This window comes from Pseudomonas sp. DCA-1, assembly GCF_046523955.1.
GTDB lineage: Bacteria > Pseudomonadota > Gammaproteobacteria > Pseudomonadales > Pseudomonadaceae > Aquipseudomonas > Aquipseudomonas putida_Y.
Genome location: NZ_CP169881.1, coordinates 5611213 through 5633739, shown reverse-complemented (window position 1 = coordinate 5633739; position 22527 = coordinate 5611213). Strand labels below are relative to the sequence as shown.

Here is a 22527-nt window from a genome sequence, read left to right as displayed (position 1 = left end):
ATAACCCACACGCCCGGTGCTATCCTCGCTGGCATGAATACATCACTCCCCCTCAGCCTGATCGCGGCGTATGCCGAGAACCGCGTGATCGGCATCGACAACTCCATGCCCTGGCATTTGCCGGGGGACTTCAAGTACTTCAAGGCCACCACCCTGGGCAAGCCGATCATCATGGGGCGCAAGACCTGGGATTCGCTGGGGCGGCCGTTGCCTGGGCGGCTGAACATCGTGGTCAGCCGCCAGCCGGAGCTTCAACTGGCGGGTGCCGAGGTGTTCGCCTCGCTTGAAGAGGCGTTGGTGCGGGCCGAGCAGTGGGCGCGCGAGCAGGGCGTCGGAGAGCTGATGCTGATAGGTGGGGCGCAGCTGTATGGGCAGGCGCTGGAGAAGGGGCTGGTAAACCGCATGTACCTGACGCGGGTTGAGTTGGCGCCAGAGGGGGATGCGTGGTTCCCGGCGTTTGATGAAGGGCAGTGGAGGCTGACTTCTAGCGAGGCACAGGGTGAGGAAGGCAAGCCGGCGTATCACTTCGAGGTTTGGGACAAGGTCTGAGGTTGTCGGGGGGCTGCTTTGCAGCCCTTCGCGGGTGAACCCGCTCCTACGGGGGACCACAGGGTGTTCAGATTTTGAGCAAGACTCAAGCGGTCTTGCCGCGAAAGGGGCGCAAAGCGCCCCGGGCGATCTGTCAGGTGTGGCTCAGCTCGGCATGTTCATCTCCGGCCAGCACTTCCTTGTCTGTCTCTTTCAGCAGCTGGCTGGTGACAACGCCCGCCGTCATCGAACCGTTCACGTTCAACGCCGTACGGCCCATGTCGATCAGCGGCTCCACCGAAATCAGCAGCGCCACCAACTCCACCGGCAAGCCCATGGCTGGCAGCACGATCAGCGCGGCGAAGGTAGCACCGCCGCCCACGCCGGCAACCCCTGCCGAACTCAGCGTGACGATGGCCACCAGGGTGGCAATCCACAGTGGGTCGAAGGTGTCGATGCCTACCGCTGGCGCAACCATCACCGCCAGCATGGCCGGGTAGAGCCCGGCACAGCCGTTCTGGCCAATGGTGGTGCCGAACGATGCGCTGAAGCTGGCGATCGATTGCGGCACGCCCAGACGGCGGGTTTGTGCTTCGATGTTCAGTGGAATGCTGGCGGCGCTGGAGCGGCTGGTGAAGGCAAAGGTCAGCACCGGCCACACCTTGCGGAAGAAGCGCAGCGGGCTTACGCCGGTGGCGGCGAGGATGATGCCATGCACCACGAACATCAACCCCAGGCCCAGGTACGACACCACCACGAAGCTGCCCAGCTTGAGGATGTCCTCCGTGTTGGAGCTGGCCACGACTTTGGTCATCAGCGCCAGCACGCCATAGGGGGTCAGCTTCATCACTACCCGCACCAGGCGCATCACCCAGGCCTGCAGGGTGTCGATGGCCGACAGGGCGCGCTCGCCCTTCTCTGCGTCGTCCTTGATCAACTGCAGCGCGGCCAGGCCGAGGAACACGGCAAAGATCACCACGCTGATGATCGAGGTCGGCTTGGCCCGAGCCAGGTCGCCTACCGGGTTGCTGGGGATGAACGACAGCAACAGTTGCGGGATGTTGAGGTCGGCGACCTTGCCCGCGTAGTCACTGTGGATAACCTGCATGCGTGCGCTTTCCTGGGCACCGGCCACCAGGCCCTCGGCGCTGAGGCCGAACAGGTTGGTCAACACAATGCCGATCAGAGCGGCAATGGCGGTGGTCGCCAACAGGGTGCCGATGCTCAGCACGCTGATGCGGCCCAGTGAAGAGGCATTGTGCAAGCGCGCCACGGCACTGAGGATCGAGGCGAAGATCAGCGGCATGACGATCATCTGCAACAGGCCGACATAGCCGTTGCCGACCAGGTCGAGCCAGGCAATGGTTGCCTTGAGCACGGGGTGGCCAGCGCCGTAGATCGTGTGCAGCACAAGGCCGAAGACCACGCCCAGCACCAGGCCAAGCAGTACCTTCTTGGCCAGGCTCCAGTCTGTGCGGCGGGTTTGTGCCAGGCCCAGCAACAGGGCCAGGAACGCCAGCAGGTTGAGTGACAGCGGCAGGTTCATTGAAGCTCCAGCAGAAAAAGGCAGAAATGGCATCGCCTCTGTGAGCGATTGCGAACGGAAATGCTAACAGCCTGAAAACAAACGAATTTATACCCAAATGGAATTTGCATAGTCGTTTATGGAATAACGAGGTGTCGCAAATTGCAATGAACAAGGCGTTTACAGTTGCCTGGGGGTCGTTATCGAGGGTTTGCAGTGGGGATTGTTGCACTAGCGTTTCTGGGTCATTTCAGGAGATTCGTACATGAAAGTCGCTGTGAAAGCCGCCGCCATCGGCCTGTCCCTGCTGTTCAGTATCGAAACCTTCGCCACCGAGCTCAAACACTGGCCTGCCGACGCAGCCAAGCAGCTCGACAGCATGATCGCCGCCAATGCCAACAAGGGTAACTATGCGGTGTTCGACATGGACAACACCAGTTATCGCCATGACCTGGAAGAAGCCTTGCTTCCGTTCATGGAAAACAAGGGCCTGCTAAGCCGCGACAAGCTCGACCCATCGCTGAAGCTGATGCCGTTCAAGGACACTGCCGAGCACAAGGAAAGCCTGTTCAGTTACTACTACCGGCTGTGTGAAATTGATGACATGGTCTGCTACCCGTGGGTAGCCCAGGTGTTCTCTGGCTTTACCCTCAAGCAGCTGAAGGCGCAGGTGGATGAGCTGATGGCTTCGACCAAGCCGATCCCCAGCACCTATTACGAAGGCGACCAGGTCAAGGCCATCGAGGTTCAGCCGCCCAAGGTCTTCAAGGGCCAGGCCGAGCTGTACAACAAGCTGATGGAGAATGGCATCGAGGTCTATGTGGTTTCGGCGGCCTCCGAAGAGCTGGTGCGCATGGTCGCCTCGGACCCCAAGTATGGATACAACGTGAAGCCCCAGAACGTGATTGGCGTGAGCCTGTTGCTCAAGGACCGCGCCAGCGGCCAGCTGACCACTGCGCGCAAGCAGATCAGCGCCGGGCACTACGATGCCAAGGCTAACGAGGGCCTGGAGCTGACCCCCTACCTGTGGACCCCAGCCACCTGGATGGCGGGCAAGCAGGCGGCGATCCTTACCTACATCGATGAATGGAAGAAACCGGTGCTAGTGGGCGGCGACACGCCGACCAGCGATGGCTACATGCAGTTCCACGGTGTGGATGTGGGCAAAGGCGGTATCCACCTGTGGATAAACCGCAAGGCCAAGTACATGGACCAGCTCAACGGGATGATCGCCAAAAATGCGGCGGCGCAGGCCAAGGAAGGGTTGCCGGTGACGGCGGACAAGAACTGGGTGATCGTCACGCCGGAGCAGATCCAGTAAATCTTGCCCTACCTGTGCGGCCCCTGTGGGAGCGGGCGTGCCCGCGAAGGGGCCGGTGCAGGCATAAAAAAACCGGCGCCCAGGGCGCCGGTTCTTATTTCACGCTAAAAACACCTCAGAGCCCTTCCAGCATCGCTTTGTTACGCACAGCGCCCTTGTCGGCACTGGTGGCCAGCAGGGCATAGGCCTTGAGCGCGGTGGTCACCTTGCGTGGACGGACCTCGGCTGGCTTCCAGCCCTTCTTGTCCTGCTCGACGCGGCGTTCCGCCAGCTCTTCATCGCTGACCAGCAGGTTGATCGAACGGTTAGGGATGTCGATCAGTACCTTGTCGCCGTCGCGCACCAGGCCGATGGCGCCACCTGCCGCTGCCTCTGGCGAAGCGTGGCCGATCGACAGACCCGAAGTACCGCCTGAGAAGCGGCCGTCGGTAAGCAGGGCGCAGGCCTTGCCCAGGCCTTTGGATTTGAGGTACGAGGTCGGGTACAGCATCTCTTGCATGCCCGGGCCGCCTTTCGGGCCTTCGTAGCGGATGATCACGATGTCGCCCGCTTTCACCTCGTCGGCGAGGATGCCGCGCACGGCGCTGTCCTGGCTTTCGAAGATCTTCGCGGTGCCCTCGAACACGTGGATCGATTCGTCGACACCAGCGGTTTTGACCACGCAGCCATCCAGTGCGATGTTGCCGTACAGCACGGCCAGGCCGCCCTCTTGCGAGTAGGCGTGTTCGAAGCTGCGGATACAGCCGTTTTCACGGTCGTCGTCGAGGGTTTCCCAACGGGTCGACTGGCTGAATGCGGTCTGGGTCGGGATACCGGCAGGGCCGGCCTTGAAGAAGGTGTGCACAGCTTCGTCATCGGTCTGGGTGATGTCCCATTTGGCGATGGCTTCTTCCATGCTGCGGCTGTGCACGGTCGGCAGGTCGGTGTGCAGCAGGCCGCCACGGGCCAGCGAACCGAGGATACTGAAGATGCCGCCGGCGCGGTGGACGTCTTCCATGTGGTACTTCTGGATGTTCGGCGCCACTTTGCACAGCTGCGGCACTTTGCGTGACAGGCGGTCGATGTCGCGCAGGTCGAACGCCACTTCGCCTTCCTGTGCTGCTGCCAGCAGGTGCAGGATGGTGTTGGTCGAACCGCCCATGGCGATGTCCAGCATCATGGCGTTTTCGAACGCTTTGAAGTTGGCGATGCTGCGTGGCAGGACCGACTCGTCATTCTCGCCGTAGTAGCGTTTGCACAGTTCGACGATGGTGCGGCCGGCCGTGAGGAACAGCTGCTCGCGGTCGGAGTGGGTGGCCAGGGTCGAACCGTTGCCCGGCAGGGCCAGGCCCAGGGCTTCGGTCAGGCAGTTCATCGAGTTGGCGGTGAACATGCCGGAGCACGAACCGCAGGTCGGGCAGGCGCTGCGCTCGTATTCGGCGACTTTCTCGTCGGAAGCCGTGGAGTCGGCCGCGATGACCATGGCATCGACCAGGTCCAGGCCGTGGCTGGCCAGCTTGGTCTTGCCGGCTTCCATCGGGCCGCCGGAAACGAAGATCACCGGGATGTTCAGGCGCAGGGCGGCCATCAGCATGCCGGGGGTGATCTTGTCGCAGTTGGAGATGCAGACGATGGCGTCAGCGCAGTGCGCATTGACCATGTATTCCACGGCGTCGGCAATGATTTCGCGGCTTGGCAGCGAGTACAGCATGCCGTCGTGGCCCATGGCGATGCCGTCATCGACCGCGATGGTGTTGAATTCCTTGGCCACGCCACCGGCGCGTTCGATTTCGCGGGCCACCAGCTGGCCCAGGTCCTTCAGGTGCACATGGCCCGGGACGAACTGGGTGAACGAGTTGGCGATGGCAATGATCGGTTTCTTGAAGTCTTCGTCCTTCATCCCGGTGGCGCGCCACAGGGCGCGGGCGCCGGCCATGTTGCGGCCTTGGGTGGAAGTCTTGGAACGATAATCAGGCATGAAACACTCCTGGCGGCTTAATCAGGTCACAAATAGGGGAGTGAGCTTCTCTTGTCCTTTGCGCCGCAGGCCGGTTGCCACTGGCACGGATGGGGCCAAGACGGCGCGGGATCGCCGCGTGCTTGACCAGAGCTCATAAACCCGCCGGGGATGACTGGCGATGAATAGGCCGATTCTACACCGCTGGCGCGGTGAGGGAATGCAGATGTGGATGGTTGGCGGGGGGATTGCGGCAGGAAAGGGCCGCTGGGCGGCCCTTTTTGGCAGATTTCAGCTGTTCGGCAGTAACCGGCAGGTGATGCTTTTGATGTAGCGGGTTTCGGCAATGGCCGGGTGTACCGGGTGATCCGGGCCCTGGCCGCCACGCTCGAGCAACTGCATGTTGCGGTCCAGGTGACGGGCGCTGGTCAGGAGGATGTTGTTCAGGTCGTCCTCGGGCAGGTGCATCGAGCACGAGGCGCTGACGAGGATGCCGTCTTTGTTCAACATGCGCATGGCCTGTTCGTTCAGGCGGCGGTAGGCCGCTTCGCCGTTTTTCAGGTCTTTTTTGCGCTTGATGAAGGCGGGTGGGTCGGCAATGATCACGTCGAAGCGTTCTTCGGCTGCCTTGAGCTCGCGCAGGGCTTCGAACACGTCGCCTTCGATGCAGGTCAGCTTCTCGCTGATGCCGTTCAGTGCAGCGTTACGCTCCACGCCGTCCAGGGCAAAGCCCGAGGCATCGACACAGAACACTTCGCTGGCGCCAAAGGCACCGGCCTGCACGCCCCAGCCGCCGATGTAGCTGAACAGGTCGAGTACACGCTTGCCCTTCACGTACGGCGCCAGGCGGGCGCGGTTCATGCGGTGGTCGTAGAACCAGCCCGTCTTCTGGCCTTCGCGCACCGGGGCCTCGAACTTGACGCCGTTCTCTTCCAGCGGCACCCAGTCCGGCACTTCGCCGTAGACGGTTTCGACATAGCGCTGCAGGCCTTCGGCGTCGCGCGCGGCGGAATCGTTCTTGAACAGGATGCCGCTGGGCTTGAGCACCTGCACCAGCGCGGCGATCACGTCATCCTTGTGCGCTTCCATGGTGGCCGAGGCCAGCTGCACCACGAGGATATCGAAGAAGCGGTCGACCACCAGGCCTGGGAGCAGGTCGGAGTCACCGTAGACCAGGCGGTAGCACGGCTGGTCGAACAGGCGCTCGCGCAGCGACAGGGCGACGTTCAGGCGGTGTACCAGCAGCGACTTGTCCAGCGGCAGCTTGATGTCGCGTGACAGCAGGCGGGCGCAGATCAGGTTGTTCGGGCTCAGTGCGACGATGCCCAGCGGCTTGCCGTTGGCTGCCTCGAGAATGGCCTGCTGACCCGCCTGGAAGCCTTGCAAAGGGGTCGCGCTGACATCGACTTCGTTGCTGTAGACCCACAGGTGGCCGGCGCGCAGGCGGCGGTCGGCATTGGCTTTGAGGCGAAGGCTGGGCAGGGACATGACGTCGCTCCGGGAAAAAGAGCGGGATTATAGCGTGTCTGCGGTGCTTTCGCCTTTAGAGGAGTGGTAACCGGGGGCGCTTAGAGGGTTAAAATGCCGCGTCCTAAACGAGTGTGCACGTATGTCCCAAGAACTCAGCGCCGAACAGATCCAGCAAGCCTTGCAAGGCATCACCATCCCGCCTCAACCGCAGATCATGGTCGATCTGCAGTTCGAGCAGTACATGCCTGACCCGGACCTGGAAACCATCGCCAAGCTGATTTCCCAGGACCCGGGCCTCTCTGGCGCCTTGCTCAAGCTGGTCAACTCTCCGCACTTTGGCTTGTCCAACAAGATCGGTTCGATCCAGCGTGCGGTGAACCTGCTGGGTAGCCGTTCGATCATCAACCTGATCAACGCCCAGTCGATCAAGGGTGAGATGAGCGACGAGACCATCGTTACCCTCAACCGCTTCTGGGATACCGCCCAGGACGTGGCGATGACCTGCCTGACGCTGGCCAAGCGTACCGGCATTCAGGCGGCGGACGAGGCCTATACCCTTGGCCTCTTCCATGACTGCGGCGTGCCGTTGATGCTCAAGCGCTTCCCCACTTACATGGAAGTGCTGGAAGAGGCATACGCCAAGGCCGACGAAGAAACACGCGTGGTCGATACCGAAAACCGCACGTTCAACACCAACCATTCAGTGGTCGGCTACTTCACAGCCAAATCCTGGCGCTTGCCTGAGCACCTCAGTGCGGCCATCGCCAACCACCACAATGCCTTGGGCGTGTTCCGCGACGATACTTCGCGCAATACCCAGAGCCAGCTGAAAAACCTGCTGGCGGTGCTGAAGATGGCCGAGCACATCTGCGCGTCCTACCGGGTGCTGGGCAACCAGTCGGTGGACCACGAATGGAATGCGGTCGGCCCTTTGGTGCTCGATTACATTGGCTTGTCGGAATACGATTTCGAAAACCTCAAGCAGAACATTCGCGAGTTGGGCGGACACTGACACATGCCGGAATTGCCAGAAGTAGAAACCACCCGGCGCGGTATTGCGCCACACCTGGAAGGCCAGCGCGTCAGCCGTGTGGTGGTACGCGACCGGCGCCTGCGCTGGCCGATTCCGGAAGACCTCGATGTGCGTCTGTCAGGGCAGCGCATCGTCAGCGTGGAGCGACGCGCCAAGTACCTGTTGATCAATGCCGAAGTGGGGACGCTGATCAGCCACTTGGGCATGTCGGGCAACCTGCGGCTGGTCGAGCTGGGCTTGCCGGCGGCCAAGCATGAGCATGTCGACATCGAACTGGAGTCCGGGCTGATGCTGCGCTACACCGACCCACGCCGCTTTGGTGCCATGCTGTGGAGCCTGGACCCTCTGAACCATGAGTTACTGCTGCGCCTGGGGCCTGAGCCGCTGACGGACCTGTTCGATGGTGAACGGCTGTTCCAGCTGTCCCGCGGACGGTCGATGGCGGTCAAGCCGTTCATCATGGACAACGCGGTGGTGGTGGGAGTGGGCAACATTTACGCCACCGAGGCGCTGTTTGCTGCCGGTATCGACCCACGCCGGGAGGCGGGCGGGATTTCCCGGGCGCGCTACCTGAAGCTGGCGACCGAGATCAAGCGGGTGCTGGCGGCGGCGATCGAGCAGGGTGGTACCACCCTGCGTGACTTCATCGGTGGCGACGGGCAGCCGGGGTACTTCCAGCAGGAACTGTTTGTGTACGGGCGTGGCGGGCAGCCGTGCAAAGTATGCGGCACTGAGTTGCGCGAAGTGAAGCTGGGGCAGAGGGCGAGCGTGTACTGCCCGCGCTGCCAGCGATGAAACGTTCGCTGCAAACCTGTTGAAGCAAAACCTGAACGTTGGCGCGGTCCCTGTGGGAGCGGGCAAGCCCGCGAAGCAGGCGACGCGATGAATGGCACCGGCTGCGCCGGTGTTCGCGGGCATGCCCGTGCCCACAGGGAGCGTGCAGCGAAGTGCAGTGATCAGCCCTTGCCAGTGATCCGGCGATACTTGGCCATCAGCTGTTCTTCGGTTTCCGGGTGCGCTTCATCCAGCGGGATGCAGTCGACCGGGCAGACCTGTTGGCACTGCGGCTCGTCGTAATGGCCTACGCACTGGGTGCACAGGTTAGGGTCGATCACGTAGATCTCTTCGCCTTGGGAGATAGCCTCGTTCGGGCACTCGGGTTCGCAGACGTCGCAATTGATGCAATCGTCGGTGATGATCAGGGACATGGGGGCTCCGGCCGGGGCTCATAGCCCGGGCATGTTCAACGCAATGGGCACAATTGTGCCGCATTCGCGCCCGCAGTGCACGCGGGCGCGACAATCAGGCGTCAGGCTTGCTTCTTGAAGCGTTCAGTCAGCGCGTCGGCCACCACCGGGTGGACGAACTTGCTGATATCACCGCCCAGCGCCGCAATCTCCCGGACCAAGGTCGAGGAAATGAACGAATAACGCTCCGACGGCGTCAGGAACAGGCTCTCGACATCGGGGGCCAGTTGCCGGTTCATGTTCGCCAGCTGGAACTCGTACTCGAAGTCGGACACTGCACGCAGGCCACGCAGGAAGACGTTGGCGCCCTGTTCCTTGGCGAAATGCGCCAACAGGGAAGAGAAGCCGATGACTTCGACATTGGGCAGGTGCTTGGTGACCTCACGGGCGAGCTCAACCCGTTGTTCCAGCGGGAACAAGGGGTTTTTCTTGGGGCTGGCCGCCACCGCGATGATCACGTGGTCGAATAGCCGCGAAGCGCGCTCGACCAGATCGCCATGGCCTTTGGTAATGGGGTCGAAAGTACCCGGGTACAACACTCGGTTCATCGCGTCATCCTGGCTGGAGTGCGTTGGGGAGTCGGATGGTAGCGCAGCGACGGCGCCCCGGCCAAGTCATGCGGCCGACTGATGGCACTATAGACAGGGGCCATATTCGTTGTCATGCGCTGTGTGCCAGGCGGGTGGCCAGTGCTTCACTGAGCCTGGCGCTGATGGCATACACCGACAGTTGCGGGTTGGCGCCGATGCTGGTGGGGAACAGCGAACCGTCGTGAATCGACAGGTTTTCCAGCTGGTGATGGCGTCCCAGGCTGTCGCACACCGCCTGGCGCGGGTCTTCGCCGAGTGCGCAGCCGCCCATCACATGGGCGCTGCCCAAGCGTGTGCGGAAGGGCTCCAGGCGCAGTTTGTCGATCATGGTCAGGGCCTGTTCCAGGCCTGATGCGGCGCTGGCGTCGCTGTGCACTGGGGTCACCTGGGTGGCGCCAGCGGCGAACTGTACTTGCGCCATGCTGCGGTAGGCTCGTCGCAAGCCGTCACGCAGGTAGTCGGTGACCGGGTAATCGAGCACGGGTGAACCATCGCCGCGCAGTTCCACGGTCCCACCCTGGCTTTCGGGGTGAAAACCATCGCGTAGCAGCGCCAGCATCATATGGGTATGGGGCAGCTCGGCCATGCGCTGGGCATTCTCGTGGCCGTGCCCACCCAGCAGGGTGCTGGCCAGGGCCGGGTGCAGCGGCGGTACTTCCAGCTTGTAGCCAACCGGACCGTCTGCGCCGCCTTGCCACTGGAAGTGGTCGCTGTAGATCGACTGCGGGGCGCCATAGTAAGGGTCGATACGCTCGCTGAAGCGTGCCGCACTGAAGTTGACCAGGTGCAGGAAGGTCCGCTTGCCGAGGCGGCCATGCGGGTCGGGCGCGGCAGAGCGCAGCAGCAGGGCCGGGCTGTTGATACCGCCACCGGCCAGGAGGTAATGGCGTGCCCGCACGCTGATCTGCCTGCCGGTTGGGTATATGCCTCGGGCGTCCAGGGCCCGGCATGTCAGGCTCTGAATGCGTTCGCCGTTGTGGGTGAAGCGCTCGGCCCGCGCCAGGTACAGCAGCTCGCCGCCTTGCTCAAGGGTGGCAGGTATACGGGTCACCAGCATCGATTGTTTGGCATTCACCGGGCAACCCATGCCGCAGTAGCCCAGGTTCCAGCAGCCGCGCACGTTGCGCGGGATCACCCCCCAGCGGTAGCCCAGCTGTTCGCAGCCCCGGCGCAGCACATCGTTGTTGGCATTCGGCGGCAAGGCCCAGGGGCTGATGCCCAGCTCCTGCTCCATGCGTTCGAACCAGGGGCGCAGTTCATCCTCGCTCAAACCGTTCACACCGTGGACCGAGGCCCACTGCGCCAGGGTTTGCGGCGGGGTACGAAAGCTCGAGGTCCAGTTCACCAGCGTGGTGCCACCCACGGCACGGCCCTGCAGGATGGTAATGGCGCCATCCTTGCTCATGCGCCCCAGGCCTTCCTGGTAAAGGCTGGCGTAAGCTTCATTCTCCAGCAGGTGAAAGTCGCTGCTGGTCTTCAGTGGGCCTTCTTCAATCAGCAGTACCTTGAAACCGGCAGCGCCGAGCATCTGGGCACTGGTGGCGCCGCCGGCACCACTGCCGATCACGACAATGTCGGCCTCCAGAGACAGGTCGTGCTCCAGGCGCGAGGCGTCGTAGGTGATCCAGCCGCGTTCGAGGCCTTGGCGAAACGGGTCGGGGACAGGCATTGGCGATGCTCTTGTTGTTTTCAGATTTTCGGTGGGCCCGGGTAACCGCAGTCTGCCCAGGATTCGGGGCATTCGTACCAGGCCATTTGCAGTAGTTGCAGCAACGAGGCGTGCCCCATGCGTAGCAGGTTCAGCGAGCTGTCCTGCCAACGCTGCAGGAACGCCGTGACCTGCGTGGCGCCAGCCTGGCCCCAGCTGACCCAGACGCCGGTCAGCGGGCCGCGAGTCAGTGGCAGGCTGAGCACGTCGAACAATTGCCGGGTGAGCTTGAGCATTTCCGGCGACAACGCCGCCAGCTTGTTGTCGAGGCTGCGCATTACCGGCGTCTCGGTGGCCTGCGTGCCGGCCAGCACCACCGGGATCAGCGCTCGCAGCAGTGGCAGGTCGTCGTCGCGGAGTACCTGATAGCCGGTCGCGGCTGTTTGCGCGCTGCACCCCACCAGGCTGGCGCCCGCCAGAAAAGCACTGGCGCCGAGGCTGAAACGCAGCAGTTCGCGGCGGTGCATGGTGCGATCCTCAGCGGATGAACAGTTTGTAGACCAGGCGCTGCAAGGCTTTGCCATAAGGCGGGTAAATCAGCCGTGCGGCGTTGAAGCGTTGCTTGGCAAGTACCGCCTTGGCCTTGCTGAAAGTGAGGAAGCCGTCATGACCATGGTAGTGACCCATGCCTGAAGGACCGATGCCGCCGAAGGGTAGATCGTCCTGGGCAACATGCAGCAAGGTGTCGTTCAGGCACACACCACCGGAGTGGGTGTGACGCAGCACATGCTCCTGGGTGCGGCGGTCATAGCCAAAGAAGTACAGCGCCAGTGGGCGTGGGCGCTGGTTGATGTAGGCCAAGGCCTGGTCGATGCCGTCATAAGGCACTAGCGGCAATAGCGGGCCGAAGATTTCGTCCTGCATCACCTGCATGCTGTCGTTCACATCCAGCAGCAAGTGTGGCGGCAGGCGCCGGCCTTGAGGAGCCTCGCCTGGGTACAAGTCGAGTACTTGCGCGCCTTTGGCCCGGGCATCGTCCAGCAGGTGCTGCAAGCGCTGCAACTGGCGCGGGTTGATGATGGCGGTGTAGTCGGGGTTGTCGGCTATGCGCGGGTACAGTCGGTGCACGGCGCGCTGGTAGGCGTCGCTGAAGGCGGGCAGCCGTTCGCGCGGCACCAGTACATAGTCGGGGGCAACGCAGGTCTGGCCGGCGTTGAGGGTCTTGCCGAAGGCGATGCGCTCGGCAGCGCTGTCCAGCGGCACATCGTCAGAAACAATAGCGGGAGACTTGCCACCCAACTCCAGGGTGACCGGGGTCAGGTTGTGCGCGGCAGCCTGCATCACCTGGCGGCCCACGCTGGTGGCACCGGTGAACAGCAGGTGGTCGAAGGGCAGGCGGGCAAAGGCCTGGCCCACCTCGACTTCACCGAGCACAACGCTGACCAGGTCTGTGGGGAACACACGCTCGAGCAGTTGCTGTAGGGCCAGGCCAGTCGCGGGCGTGGCCTCGCTAAGCTTGAGCATGACCCGGTTGCCGGCGGCCAGGGCGCAGGTCAACGGGCCGATGGCGAGGAACAGCGGGTAGTTCCACGGCACGATGATGCCGACCACGCCCAGGGGTTGATAGCGCACCTGTGCGCTTGCCGGCTGGAACGCCAGGCCGACGCGGCGTCGGCTGCTGCGCATCCAGCGTTGCAAGTGCTTTTCGGCGTGGCGCAGGCCCTGCACCGACGGTAGCAGTTCGGCCAGCAAGGTCTCGTCGGCGCTGCGCCCGGCAAAATCTTGGCTGATGGCATTGATCAGTTCTGCCTGGTTGCCCAGCAAGGCTTCACGCAGGCTTTTCAACCACTGGCGCCGCTGTGCCGCTGGTGGCAGCGGGTTACCGGCAAAGGCCAAACGCTGGGCCGCGAACGTCGTCGCGAGGTCGAGGTCGAATTGCACAGAGGGCAAGGCACTGGGCGAGTTCATGGCGGTGTCGAGTCCGGGCAGGGGTTGCCTAGAGCCTATACTCTAATTTGTACCATGGTGCGAATTTTTACATGCTGTTCCACGGTGCATTCCACCTGTAATACGCCGTAAGATAAACCTTTGATGAAGGCCCGCAGACTGGGAGCTGAGCATGGCCCCGCGCATGAAGACCCGAGAGCGCATCGTGCAGAACAGCCTGGAGCTGTTCAACCAGCAGGGCGAACGCAGCGTCAGTACCAACCACATTGCCGCGCACATGGAAATCTCGCCCGGCAACCTGTATTACCACTTCCCCAACAAGCAGGCGATCATTGCCCTGTTGTTCAGCCAGTACGAAGAACTGGTGGACAGCTTTCTGCGCCCGCCGCAGGGCCGTGCGGCAACCGTGGAAGACAAGCGCTTCTACCTCAAGGCCTTGCTGGCGGCGATGTGGAACTACCGCTTCCTGCACCGTGACCTGGAACATCTGCTGGACAGCGATGCCGAACTGGCCGCCCGTTACCGGCGTTTTTCCGAGCGCTGCCTGCGCCAGGGCCAGGCGATCTACCGCGGCTTCGTCGAGGCGGGCATTCTGGCCATGGTGCCGGCGCAGATCGAGTCGCTGACCATCAACGCCTGGATCGTGCTGACGTCATGGGTACGTTTTCTCAGCACCACGCGTGAACATTCCGCGCACTTGGGTGAAGAAGCCTTCAAGCGCGGCGTCTATCAGGTGTTGGTGCTGGAGCTCGGCTTCGTCACCGACAATGCCCGCACTGCCGTGGACGCGCTGTGCGAAGAATTCCATGTACCGTTCAACCAGGCCCTGGAGCGCTAACCCAGGGCCCTCGTGCCATTGATCAGGAGATTGTCATGCCCCTTGCGCAATTGATCACCCCGCAGCAGTTGGCCGAGCGACTGGACTCGCCCGGGTTGGTGATTCTCGACTGCCGTTTTGCCCTCGAGGATGTGGACTATGGCCAGCGCAGCTATGCCCAGGGGCATATTGCCGGGGCGCATTTTGCCGACTTGGACCGCGACCTCAGCGGGCCGGTGAGCAAGGGGCGCACCGGGCGCCACCCATTGCCCGATCCGCAGCGGCTGGTCGAGCGCCTGCGAGAGTGGGGCCTGAGCAACGACAGCGAGGTGGTGCTGTACGACGACGGCCCCGGCGCCTTTGCCGCCCGGGCCTGGTGGCTGCTGGTCTGGCTGGGCAAGCGCAGCGGTGTGGCGATTCTCGACGGTGGCCTGAAGGCCTGGCACGCGGCGCACCTGCCGTTGAGCCTGGACCCGCCGCCCAAACGTGAGGGCACTTTCAGTGGTGAGCCGGACGCGAAGCTGCTGATTGATGCCGACCATCTGGGCAAGCGCCTTGGTAGTGCAGACCTGACCTTGATCGATGCGCGTGCCTTGCCGCGTTTTCGCGGTGAAGTAGAGCCGATCGACCCGGTGGCGGGGCATATTCCCGGTGCCCAGTGTGCGGCGTTTACCGACAACCTAGGGGCTGACGGGTGTTTTCTGCCGGCGGATCAGCTAAAGCAGCGTTTTGCCGAAAAACTGGGTGGACGGGCGCCGGAGCAGTTGGTGTCTTATTGCGGGTCTGGGGTAACCGCTTGCCATAACCTGTTTGCGCTGGCGCTGGCGGGATACCCGCTGGGCAAGCTGTATGCGGGGTCGTGGAGCGAGTGGATCAACAACCCGCAGCATGCTGTGGCCACCGACGAGTAAGCAGACCGGGTTGAACCCCCGCGGTGGGTGGCACCGGCAATGCCGGTGTTCGCGTGCATGCCCGCTCCCACAGGGGGCGCGCAGCCTTTACCAATTCGCGGGCTAGCTACCGTCCACCAGCCACTGCGGAATCCGTCGTTCCAGGTAGTACCCCGGATTTCGCAGGCTGCCATCGACAAAGCCCACATGCCCACCGCGGCCATGCAGTTCGAAGCGGGTCTGTGGTGACAGTTCACGGGCCGTCGGCAGGCTGTGACTGGACACGAACGGGTCATCGCTGGAATGGATGATCAGCGTTGGCGTGCGGTTCTGGCCAAGGAAGAAGTGGCTGGATGAGCGGCGATAGTAGTCGTGTGCATCGCGAAAGCCATTGAGCGGTGCAGTGACTTTTCCGTCGAAGTCCCAGAATGTGCGCAAGTTGGTGAGTTGGCCCAGACGTTCCAGTGTCGCCAGCTGCTCGTGCTGGCCCCGGGCGTGGAAGTGCCGCTGTTTGAGCTGAACATATGCCAGCATCTCGCGCATGAAATGCGCTTGATACACCTTGGAGAAGCCCTGGCCGATGCGGTCGGCACAGTGGTCCAGGCGAAAGGGTACCGATACTGCAACTGCTGCCTCCAGTTGGCTGGCGACGCCGCTCTCACCCAGGTACTTCAACAGTACATTGCCACCCAGCGAATAACCCACTGCGTACAGCGGTGCCAGCGGGCGCTGGGCGCGAAGATGGCTGACAATTTCCGCCAGGTCTTCGCTGGCGCCGGAGTGGTAGCTGCGCGGCAACAGGTTGGGCTCGCCTGAGCAACCACGCCAGTTCACTGCCACGCTGGCCCAGCCGCGGCTTTGCAGCGCCTGCTGCAAGCCTTTCACGTAAGGCGAGTGAGACGAGCCGGTCAGCCCATGCAGCACCAGTACCAGTGGTGCATGGGGTTGGTGCGGACCGTGCCAGTCCAGGTCGATGAAGTCGCCGTCGGCCAGCCACAGCCGCTCTCGGTCACGCTGCAGCTCAGGCAGCTTGCGCCAGAGTGGCCCCCACAGGGTCTGCAGGTGGGGATTGGATAGGCCGATGGCTGGACGGAATGTGGCGTTGTGGCTGGGCATGCTGGGTGGCTCATGATGTGCCTTGCTAGCTTGCCATGAAACAGCGCCACAGTACCTGCGCTATTGGTCGGGGGCTGGCAGCGGCTGTTGCTGAACGCCTGGTCCGACACTGACAAGCACCTTGCGGCTCAGGGCCAGCCGGCGCTGCATGACGGCTCGGACATCTGCCGGGGTAAGCTCGGCAATACGGGCGCTGTACGTGTCGAGATGATCGGCAGGTTGTCGCTGATGGGTTACTTCCGTCAGCAGTGTTGCGAGTTGCCTGTTCTGCGCGATCCCTCGCAGCAACTGCCCTTCCAGCTGTTTGCGTGCCAGTTGCAGCTCCCGCTGGGTGGGCCCCTCGTCGATGAACGCCTGCAGCAGGGTTTCTACCAGTGCCTGCGTGCCCTGCACATGCTGGGGCGCAACCTCCCATTCCACGGTGAACAGGCCGCCTGCACTCAATGGCAATACATGCGTGTACACGCCGTAGGTCAGGCCGCGTCGTTGGCGCAACTCCACCATCAAGCGCGACTCGAGGCCCTCTCCCAGAACAGCACTTGCCAAGGTCAGGGCCAGAAACTCCGGATCGTTGGCGGGTACGTTCATGGGCAGTGCCAGCAGGACCGCACTGCTGGCACCAGCCTGTTCGACGGCTATCGTCGCGCTGGGGGCCGCCGGGGCCGCCGGTAGTTCAGTGGCCGACCAGCCTTGCGGCAGGGCCTGGCTGATCTGTTGTGAGATGGCTTGGGCTTGTGCAAGGGAAAGGTCGCCTACCACGACCATCTCAAGGTTGCTGGCGCTGTAGGCGCGTTGGTGGAATGCCCGCAAGTCCTCAGGGGTAATGGCCTCGATACCTTGAGCGGTGCTGCCCAGAGGGTTGCCGTAAGGATGCCCGTTGAACAGGTGGCGGAAGACTTCGCTACGTGCTCTGAGGATGGGTAGCCGCTCGCGCGATGCGTGGTTTTGCAGCAACTGGCGCTTGATCTTGGTCAGGGCCATTGGGTGGAAGACAGGGTGGGCCACGAGGTCGGTGAGCAGCGCCAAGGCCGGGTCGAGCAAAGAAGGAGGGCTAAGGCTGCGCAGGCGCAGCGTCGCATGTTCCAGACGTACTTGTTTTTCCATGACCGCGCCCAGGCGCTCCAGGTGTTCAGCCTGCTGGGCAGCCGTGTAGGCCTGGCTACCCTCATCGAGCATGGAGAGCGTCAAGGCTGCCAGGCCAGGGTACAGAGTGTCCTGCGTGCTGCCGGCCTTGAACCGTAGTATCACGTCAACGATTGGCAGTTCCCGTGCTTCAACGAATTTGACGTCCGTGCCCGCAGTCGTCTTCCACGCTTGAACCTGTGTATGGATGGTTTCGAACTGGTCCAGGTCAAGTCCCTGGGCAGAGAGCAGCCCGCCGTAGAGGTTGTTGGCCCCGGCAGGCTGTTGCAGGGTCGTTGAGTCAGTCATGAGCGCTTTCCTTGTGGTGCGTGAACGTGAAGGCTGTACGGGAATCGGTGAGGAATTCATAGGCAGCCAGGCCTACCTGCTCGGCTGTCACGGTCTCGATGGCCTGTTGTTCTTCCTCGAGCGAAATAACCGGCAAGCCACAGGCGGCCTGTTTACCCATGGTTTGGGCCTGCTCGGCAATGTCGTCCCGTTCGAAAATCAGCCTGGCCAGCAGACGAGCCTTGGCACGTTGCAGGTGTTCCTTGGCTGGCGCTGACTGGCGAAACGCTTCGATCTCCTGCATCAGCCGCTCGGCCGCGGTCTCCGGGGTTACGTGTGGGCTGCAGAACGCGTAAAGGGTCAGCAGGCTGTCACCGCGCTGCCAGGGTTCATAGGTCGCTTTCATGTATTGCAGGATTGGTTCGTCCAGCAGCAGCCTGCGCTGGAGGATGCTGCTGTAGCCGTTGGCAAGCAGATCGGGAAGCAGACGTAGCGCGTAGGCCTGCCTGGCAGACTGCGCGGTACGCTGGCTGGGTAGTTTGAAGCTTATGATCGCGCCGTTGTGCAAGCCTGGCAGGCGCAGCGTCTGAAAGCGCCGGCCCTGGGAGGAGGGCCCTGTGGGTAAGGGCTGCATCGGCAAGCGATGGGCGGGAATCGCCGCAAAGTGGCGCGTCACCAAGGTCTGCAGTTGTAGCAGGCTGATGTCGCCGGCCACAGCGAGGGTGGCATTGTTGGGGTGATACCAGGTCTTGTACCAGGTACGCGCTGCGGCTGGAGTGAGGCTCTCCAGATCTGACATGTGGCCAATGACAGGCGTGCCATGGCCACTATTGCCGTAAGCCAGCAGGTCGTGATGCTCCAGCGCCAATGCCCAAGGATTGTTGTCCACTGCCTCGCGCCGCTCAGCCATGACCACTGCCAGTTCCCGAGCAAAGGGCGTATCGCCGAGGGTGGCACTGGCCATGACATCAGCCATGGCCTCCAGGGCAATTTCCAGGTGGCGGGTTGGCAGGGTGAGCGGAAATACCGTGGCATCCGAATAGGTGAATGCATTCGGGTCGCCGCCCAAGCGGGTCATGAGCGTTGAGTACTGGCCAGGCGCCAGTTTGCTGCTGCCCTCGAACAGTAGATGCTCCAAGGCATGGGACAGGCCGGTGTGGCCTTCAGGTTCGTAGCTGGAGCCTACGTGGTACCACAGCTGCACGCTGACCAGTGGCGCACGGTGGTCTTCACGCAGGCAGACGTGCAGGCCGTTGGCGAGGGTAAAAGAACCTTTCGAGCTCGCCATTAGCGGCGGGGAGGGGTGTTCGGCCATGGTTGAACTGCTCCTTCAGGAAATGAAGGTGCAGCTTCAACCATGGCGCAGGTGGGATGCGGTAACTAAGTACATCCAACCCGCGGGTAATCAGCCCCGCTGCCAGAGTGCGTAGTGCACCTGGCCGGTCTTCTTCTCGCGGTGCAGGCGCCAGTTGCCTGGCAACTGCAAGGTCGAGGGTGCCGCTTCGCTTTCGGTGTAGACCCATGCCTGCTCGCCCAGCCACTGATTCTGCTCCAGCAAGTTGCAGGTGTTGGCCAGCAGGTCCTGGTGGAACGGCGGGTCGAGGAACACGACATCGAACTGCTGCTTGGCCGGGCCGTGCAGGTAGCGCAGGGCGTCGGTCTGCAGAATTTGCCCGCGGGGACAGCGCAGGATTTCGAGGTTGTTCTTCAGGTTGGCGATGGCCGCAGGGTTGCTATCCAGCGCCACGGCGTCCTCGGCCCCACGGGACAGGGCTTCGAGCACCAGAGCGCCACTGCCGGTAAAGGCGTCCAGCACGCGGGCACCCTCGATGTAGGGGGCCAGCCAGTTGAATACGGTTTCCCGCACGCGATCAGGCGTTGGCCGCAGGCCTTCGCCTTCCGGCACCGCCAGGCGGCGGCTGCGCCACTCGCCGGCGATGATGCGCAGGTGGCCCTGGCCCTTGCTTTTGCCCGCTTGCGGGCGGGCGGGAGGGGTGGATCTTGGCATTAGTGCTCCGGTACCCCGAGCGGTTGCTCGGAGGGCTTGTCAGTGGGTGCTGGCAGCGGTTTTTGTGGCACTTTCGGGCCAACGGTGACGATCACCAGTTTATCGGCTGACAGGTGTTTGTTCATGGCTGCCTTGACCTGTTCGACGGTGAGGGCCTGGGACTGTTGCATGAAGTCCTCCAGCCAGGTCAGCGGCAAGTTGTAGAAGCCGATCGCGCCCAGTTGGCCGACGATGCTGGCATTACTGGCATTGGACAGCGGGAAGCTGCCGGCCAGCTCACGCTTGGCATCGTCCAGCTCCTGTTGGGTCGGGCCCGTCTTCAGGTAGTCGGCGAGAATGTCTTGCACCAGCTTGAGCGTGCCCTCGCTGAGCTCGGCACGGGTTTGCAGGTTGATCATGAATGGGCCGCGCACCTGCATCGGGCTGAATGCCGAGTAAACGCCGTAGGTCAGCCCGCGCTTCTCCCGCACCTCGCTCATCAGCCGGGTACCGAAGGCACCACCGCCAAGGATCTGGTTGCCCAGCGACAGGGCTGGCCAGTCCGGATCCTGCCGGTCGATCCCCAGTTCGGCCAGCATCAGGTGGGTCTGCTTGGACGGGAAGTCGATGTGGGTCAGGCCGGCCTTGGCGTCCGTGGGTTGGGCCGGTGCGGCCAGCGCAGGGCCCTTGGGCAGGCCGGCAGACACTTGGGCGGCGATGGCTTCGGCCTCTGCACGGCTGAGGTCGCCGACCAGGGCGATTACCGCATTGCCGCCGGTATAGGCCTTTGCGTGGAACGCGCGCAGTTGTGCCAGGCTTATGCCCGCGATGCTCTCTGCGGTGCCGTCGCTTGGGTGGGCGTAGGGGTGGTCGCCATAGAGGTTGCCGAAAAGGGCCTTGCCGGCGATCTTGCCCGGGTTCTGCTTCTCATATTCGAAGCCTGCCAGCATCTGGTTCTTGATGCGCTTGAGGGCATCTTCGGGGAATGTCGGCTTGCCCGCTACCTCTGTAAACAGCTTGAGGGCCGGTTCGCGCTTGTCCTTGGCACTGAGGCTGCGCAGTGATGCCACGGCCATATCGCGGTAGGAACCGTTGCCAAAGTCTGCACCCAGGCCTTCGAAGCCCTCGGCGATGGCGGTGACGTCCTTGCCGGCCACGCCCTCGTTGAGCATGGCGTTGGTCAGAGCGGCCAGGCCTGGCGTGCCGCCATCCTGGCTGCTGCCGGCGGCGAAGGTGACACGCAGGTCGAACATGGGCAGTTCGCGGGCCTCGACGAACAGCACCCGGGCACCCTCGGCGGTGTTCCAGTGCTGGATGTTCAACTGACGCCGGCTGGGTGCCTTGCCATTCAGTTCGGCCAGCGATTGCAAGGTGTTGGCCGGGCGGGCTGCGCTGCTGTCGGCCTTGGCAGCGTTATCGGCCATGGCCGGAGCGGCCAGCACAGCCGCCAGCGCCAGGGCACGAATGCCCGTGGCCAGCAGGGTTGGGCGTGGTGCGCGGCGATCACTCATGAGCGGACTCCTCAGGCAGTACATGGGCAACGCTCAGGCGTTCGCGGGTGAAGTAGGTGCGCGCGGCGTTCTGGATGTCCTGCGGGGTGACGCGCTTGAGCTCGTCCAGTTCGCTGTCGATCAGCTTCCAGGACAGGCCGACGGTCTCCAGCTGGCCGATGGTGGTGGCCTGGCTGCTGATGGAGTCGCGGTCGTAGACGAGGCCGGCGATGACCTGGGCGCGTACGCGCTCCAGCTCTTCGGCGCTGGGTGGCGTGCTCTTGAGTTCGTCAAGCAACTGCCAGATGCCTTTCTCGACGTCGGCGAGGGTTTTCTGCTTCTGCACATTCGGCGTCGCCGAGATCAGGAACAGGCTGTCGCCGCGGGTGAAAGCGTTGTAGCTGGACGAAGCGCCGGCGACCAGTTCCTGGCCACGCTCCAGGCGTGCCGGCATGCGGGCGCTGTAGCCGCCGTCGAGCAGTGCCGAGATCAGGCGCAGTGCATGCACCGTACGTGGGTCCTTGGCGGTGGGCAGGCCGGGCACGTTGAAACCGTAGATCAGGCTTGGCAGCTGGGTTCGTACGTGCAGGGTCAACTGGCGCCAACCTGGTTCGGCCAGCTCCAAGGGCAGCTTGGCTGGGGGTACGGCGCGTTTGGGAATATTGCCGAAATACTTCTGCGCCAGGCCCTTGACCTCGTCGGCGGTGACATCACCGACCACCACCAGGGTGGCGTTGTTGGGGGCGTACCAGGACTCGTACCAATGGCGAAGCTCCTCGACCTTCATGCGCTCCAGGTCTGCCATCCAGCCAATGGTCGGCGTGTGGTAGCCGCTGGCCGGGTAGGCCATGGCGCGGAACAGCTCGAATGCCTTGGCATTGGGCTGGTCGTCGGTGCGCAGGCGGCGTTCTTCCTTGATGACCTCGATTTCGCGGCTGAACTCGTCGGCAGGCAGGCGCAGGCTGGCAAGGCGGTCGGCCTCCAGTTCCAGGGCTACCGGCAGGCGGTCGCGGGCCAGCACTTGGTAATAGGCGGTGTAGTCGTCGCTGGTGAAGGCGTTTTCATCGGCGCCGAGGTCACGCAGAATGCGCGAAGCCTCGCCGGGGCCGACCTTGGCGCTGCCCTTGAACATCATGTGTTCCAGTGCATGGGACAATCCGGTCTGGCCCGGGGTCTCGTAGCTCGAGCCGACCTTGTACCAGATCTGCGAGACCACCACCGGGGCGCGATGGTCTTCGCGGACCACAACCTTCAGGCCATTGTCGAGGATGAATTCGTGGGTGGGTTGCACATCGGCGGCAAATGCCGCGAGCGGCAGGCAGAGCGTGCCGAGCAACAGGCCAGCGGCGCGGCGGGCTAGAGCATTCATACGGTGTTTAACCTGTTCGGCGGCCCGCTGGGTTTAGCGTCGGCGGGCCAGGAGGTGCTAGGATACTGATCCGGTTGCCTGGCGACCATGCCTGTCGCCGTTCTGGCCCACAGGACACTAAGACAAAACGTTGCGCATGAACCAGCCGGCTTCAAGATAGTCTGTTCTGCGTAGAGAGAATTCCTGATTGGCCCTCGCTGGCC

20 protein-coding genes are annotated in these 22527 nt (G+C 63.0%); 6 read left to right on the top strand and 14 right to left on the bottom strand.

The features are described 5' to 3' along the window. Positions 1-33 precede the first annotated feature (33 nt). The gene (locus ACE4QZ_RS26405) at positions 34-549 is read left to right on the top strand and encodes a dihydrofolate reductase (RefSeq protein WP_274101973.1); all 516 of its coding nucleotides are present in this window, start codon (positions 34-36) and stop codon (positions 547-549) included. A gap of 133 nt (positions 550-682) precedes the next feature. On the opposite strand, the gene ACE4QZ_RS26400 is transcribed toward ACE4QZ_RS26405, so the two are convergent. After that, a complete protein-coding gene (locus tag ACE4QZ_RS26400) occupies positions 683-2074 on the bottom strand; it encodes an L-cystine transporter (protein WP_021783641.1) in 1392 nt (463 codons plus the stop codon). Positions 2075-2318: 244 nt separating this feature from the next. Here ACE4QZ_RS26400 and ACE4QZ_RS26395 point away from each other — a divergent pair, with 244 nt between their 5' ends. Further along, positions 2319-3374 carry a haloacid dehalogenase-like hydrolase gene (locus ACE4QZ_RS26395; RefSeq protein ID WP_135192885.1) on the top strand — a complete coding sequence of 352 codons (1056 nt, stop codon included), beginning with the start codon at positions 2319-2321 and terminating at the stop codon, positions 3372-3374. 115 nt (positions 3375-3489) lie between these two features. Here ACE4QZ_RS26395 and ilvD read toward each other — a convergent pair whose 3' ends face one another. After that, positions 3490-5331 (bottom strand): dihydroxy-acid dehydratase, encoded by a 1842-nt coding sequence (gene ilvD / locus ACE4QZ_RS26390; RefSeq protein ID WP_003249056.1) that lies wholly within the window; start codon positions 5329-5331, stop codon positions 3490-3492. Between the two features lie 270 nt (positions 5332-5601). Beyond that, positions 5602-6798 carry a class I SAM-dependent rRNA methyltransferase gene (locus ACE4QZ_RS26385; protein WP_004575470.1) on the bottom strand — a complete coding sequence of 399 codons (1197 nt, stop codon included), beginning with the start codon at positions 6796-6798 and terminating at the stop codon, positions 5602-5604. A gap of 175 nt (positions 6799-6973) precedes the next feature. Here ACE4QZ_RS26385 and ACE4QZ_RS26380 point away from each other — a divergent pair, with 175 nt between their 5' ends. Together ACE4QZ_RS26380 and mutM are read left to right on the top strand one after the other, a co-directional pair. Beyond that, a complete protein-coding gene (locus ACE4QZ_RS26380; protein ID WP_172402782.1) occupies positions 6974-7792 on the top strand; it encodes an HDOD domain-containing protein in 819 nt (272 codons plus the stop codon). Between the two features lie 3 nt (positions 7793-7795). After that, entirely contained in the window at positions 7796-8608 is an 813-nt protein-coding gene (gene mutM / locus ACE4QZ_RS26375; protein WP_004575471.1) for a bifunctional DNA-formamidopyrimidine glycosylase/DNA-(apurinic or apyrimidinic site) lyase, read from the top strand. A gap of 161 nt (positions 8609-8769) precedes the next feature. Here the strand turns inward: mutM and ACE4QZ_RS26370 are convergent, their stop codons facing one another. From ACE4QZ_RS26370 to ACE4QZ_RS26350, 5 genes are all read right to left on the bottom strand, one after another. Then, the gene (locus tag ACE4QZ_RS26370) at positions 8770-9021 is read right to left on the bottom strand and encodes a YfhL family 4Fe-4S dicluster ferredoxin (protein WP_003249063.1); all 252 of its coding nucleotides are present in this window, start codon (positions 9019-9021) and stop codon (positions 8770-8772) included. A 101-nt stretch (positions 9022-9122) separates the two neighbouring features. After that, positions 9123-9608, bottom strand: coding sequence for a pantetheine-phosphate adenylyltransferase (coaD, locus tag ACE4QZ_RS26365; protein WP_010955660.1), 486 nt, complete (start codon positions 9606-9608; stop codon positions 9123-9125). A 112-nt stretch (positions 9609-9720) separates the two neighbouring features. Beyond that, positions 9721-11319: a GMC family oxidoreductase gene (locus tag ACE4QZ_RS26360; protein ID WP_279934624.1), complete on the bottom strand. Its 1599-nt coding sequence runs from the start codon at positions 11317-11319 to the stop codon at positions 9721-9723. Positions 11320-11339: 20 nt separating this feature from the next. Beyond that, entirely contained in the window at positions 11340-11825 is a 486-nt protein-coding gene (locus ACE4QZ_RS26355) for a twin-arginine translocation pathway signal protein (protein ID WP_084850198.1), read from the bottom strand. A 10-nt stretch (positions 11826-11835) separates the two neighbouring features. Next, on the bottom strand, positions 11836-13266 hold the full coding sequence (locus ACE4QZ_RS26350; RefSeq protein ID WP_021783647.1) for a coniferyl aldehyde dehydrogenase: 1431 nt from the start codon (positions 13264-13266) through the stop codon (positions 11836-11838). Positions 13267-13417: 151 nt separating this feature from the next. On the opposite strand from ACE4QZ_RS26350, the gene ACE4QZ_RS26345 reads away from it, so the two are divergent. Both ACE4QZ_RS26345 and ACE4QZ_RS26340 read left to right on the top strand, forming a co-directional pair. After that, positions 13418-14083, top strand: coding sequence for a TetR/AcrR family transcriptional regulator (locus tag ACE4QZ_RS26345; RefSeq protein ID WP_103443672.1), 666 nt, complete (start codon positions 13418-13420; stop codon positions 14081-14083). Between the two features lie 35 nt (positions 14084-14118). Further along, a complete protein-coding gene (locus ACE4QZ_RS26340) occupies positions 14119-14973 on the top strand; it encodes a sulfurtransferase (protein ID WP_021783649.1) in 855 nt (284 codons plus the stop codon). Positions 14974-15075: 102 nt separating this feature from the next. On the opposite strand, the gene ACE4QZ_RS26335 is transcribed toward ACE4QZ_RS26340, so the two are convergent. The 6 genes from ACE4QZ_RS26335 to ACE4QZ_RS26310 form a co-directional block, all read right to left on the bottom strand. Beyond that, positions 15076-16068, bottom strand: coding sequence for a hydrolase (locus tag ACE4QZ_RS26335; protein ID WP_021783650.1), 993 nt, complete (start codon positions 16066-16068; stop codon positions 15076-15078). A 60-nt stretch (positions 16069-16128) separates the two neighbouring features. Next, positions 16129-17499, bottom strand: coding sequence for a M16 family metallopeptidase (locus ACE4QZ_RS26330; RefSeq protein WP_021783651.1), 1371 nt, complete (start codon positions 17497-17499; stop codon positions 16129-16131). After that, complete coding sequence (locus tag ACE4QZ_RS26325; protein ID WP_021783652.1) at positions 17492-18793, bottom strand: M16 family metallopeptidase; 1302 nt, start codon at positions 18791-18793, stop codon at positions 17492-17494. The genes ACE4QZ_RS26330 and ACE4QZ_RS26325 overlap by 8 nt, the downstream gene beginning before the upstream one ends. Positions 18794-18883: 90 nt before the next feature. Beyond that, positions 18884-19486, bottom strand: a complete 603-nt coding sequence (gene rsmD / locus ACE4QZ_RS26320) for a 16S rRNA (guanine(966)-N(2))-methyltransferase RsmD (RefSeq protein WP_021783653.1) — start codon at positions 19484-19486, stop codon at positions 18884-18886. Further along, positions 19486-20976, bottom strand: coding sequence for a M16 family metallopeptidase (locus tag ACE4QZ_RS26315; protein ID WP_021783654.1), 1491 nt, complete (start codon positions 20974-20976; stop codon positions 19486-19488). The genes rsmD and ACE4QZ_RS26315 overlap by 1 nt, the downstream gene beginning before the upstream one ends. Next, complete coding sequence (locus ACE4QZ_RS26310; RefSeq protein WP_021783655.1) at positions 20969-22324, bottom strand: M16 family metallopeptidase; 1356 nt, start codon at positions 22322-22324, stop codon at positions 20969-20971. The genes ACE4QZ_RS26315 and ACE4QZ_RS26310 overlap by 8 nt, the downstream gene beginning before the upstream one ends. Positions 22325-22527: the final 203 nt, after the last annotated feature.

Coding starts and splice junctions, on each gene's coding strand:
- ACE4QZ_RS26405 (WP_274101973.1), top strand. CDS start 34: ATGAATACATCACTCCCCCTCAGCCTGATCGCGGCGTATGCCGAGAAC.
- ACE4QZ_RS26400 (WP_021783641.1), bottom strand. CDS start 2,074: ATGAACCTGCCGCTGTCACTCAACCTGCTGGCGTTCCTGGCCCTGTTG.
- ACE4QZ_RS26395 (WP_135192885.1), top strand. CDS start 2,319: ATGAAAGTCGCTGTGAAAGCCGCCGCCATCGGCCTGTCCCTGCTGTTC.
- ilvD (WP_003249056.1), bottom strand. CDS start 5,331: ATGCCTGATTATCGTTCCAAGACTTCCACCCAAGGCCGCAACATGGCC.
- ACE4QZ_RS26385 (WP_004575470.1), bottom strand. CDS start 6,798: ATGTCCCTGCCCAGCCTTCGCCTCAAAGCCAATGCCGACCGCCGCCTG.
- mutM (WP_004575471.1), top strand. CDS start 7,796: ATGCCGGAATTGCCAGAAGTAGAAACCACCCGGCGCGGTATTGCGCCA.
- ACE4QZ_RS26370 (WP_003249063.1), bottom strand. CDS start 9,021: ATGTCCCTGATCATCACCGACGATTGCATCAATTGCGACGTCTGCGAA.
- coaD (WP_010955660.1), bottom strand. CDS start 9,608: ATGAACCGAGTGTTGTACCCGGGTACTTTCGACCCCATTACCAAAGGC.
- ACE4QZ_RS26360 (WP_279934624.1), bottom strand. CDS start 11,319: ATGCCTGTCCCCGACCCGTTTCGCCAAGGCCTCGAACGCGGCTGGATC.
- ACE4QZ_RS26355 (WP_084850198.1), bottom strand. CDS start 11,825: ATGCACCGCCGCGAACTGCTGCGTTTCAGCCTCGGCGCCAGTGCTTTT.
- ACE4QZ_RS26350 (WP_021783647.1), bottom strand. CDS start 13,266: ATGAACTCGCCCAGTGCCTTGCCCTCTGTGCAATTCGACCTCGACCTC.
- ACE4QZ_RS26345 (WP_103443672.1), top strand. CDS start 13,418: ATGGCCCCGCGCATGAAGACCCGAGAGCGCATCGTGCAGAACAGCCTG.
- ACE4QZ_RS26340 (WP_021783649.1), top strand. CDS start 14,119: ATGCCCCTTGCGCAATTGATCACCCCGCAGCAGTTGGCCGAGCGACTG.
- ACE4QZ_RS26335 (WP_021783650.1), bottom strand. CDS start 16,068: ATGCCCAGCCACAACGCCACATTCCGTCCAGCCATCGGCCTATCCAAT.
- ACE4QZ_RS26330 (WP_021783651.1), bottom strand. CDS start 17,499: ATGACTGACTCAACGACCCTGCAACAGCCTGCCGGGGCCAACAACCTC.
- ACE4QZ_RS26325 (WP_021783652.1), bottom strand. CDS start 18,793: ATGGCCGAACACCCCTCCCCGCCGCTAATGGCGAGCTCGAAAGGTTCT.
- rsmD (WP_021783653.1), bottom strand. CDS start 19,486: ATGCCAAGATCCACCCCTCCCGCCCGCCCGCAAGCGGGCAAAAGCAAG.
- ACE4QZ_RS26315 (WP_021783654.1), bottom strand. CDS start 20,976: ATGAGTGATCGCCGCGCACCACGCCCAACCCTGCTGGCCACGGGCATT.
- ACE4QZ_RS26310 (WP_021783655.1), bottom strand. CDS start 22,324: ATGAATGCTCTAGCCCGCCGCGCCGCTGGCCTGTTGCTCGGCACGCTC.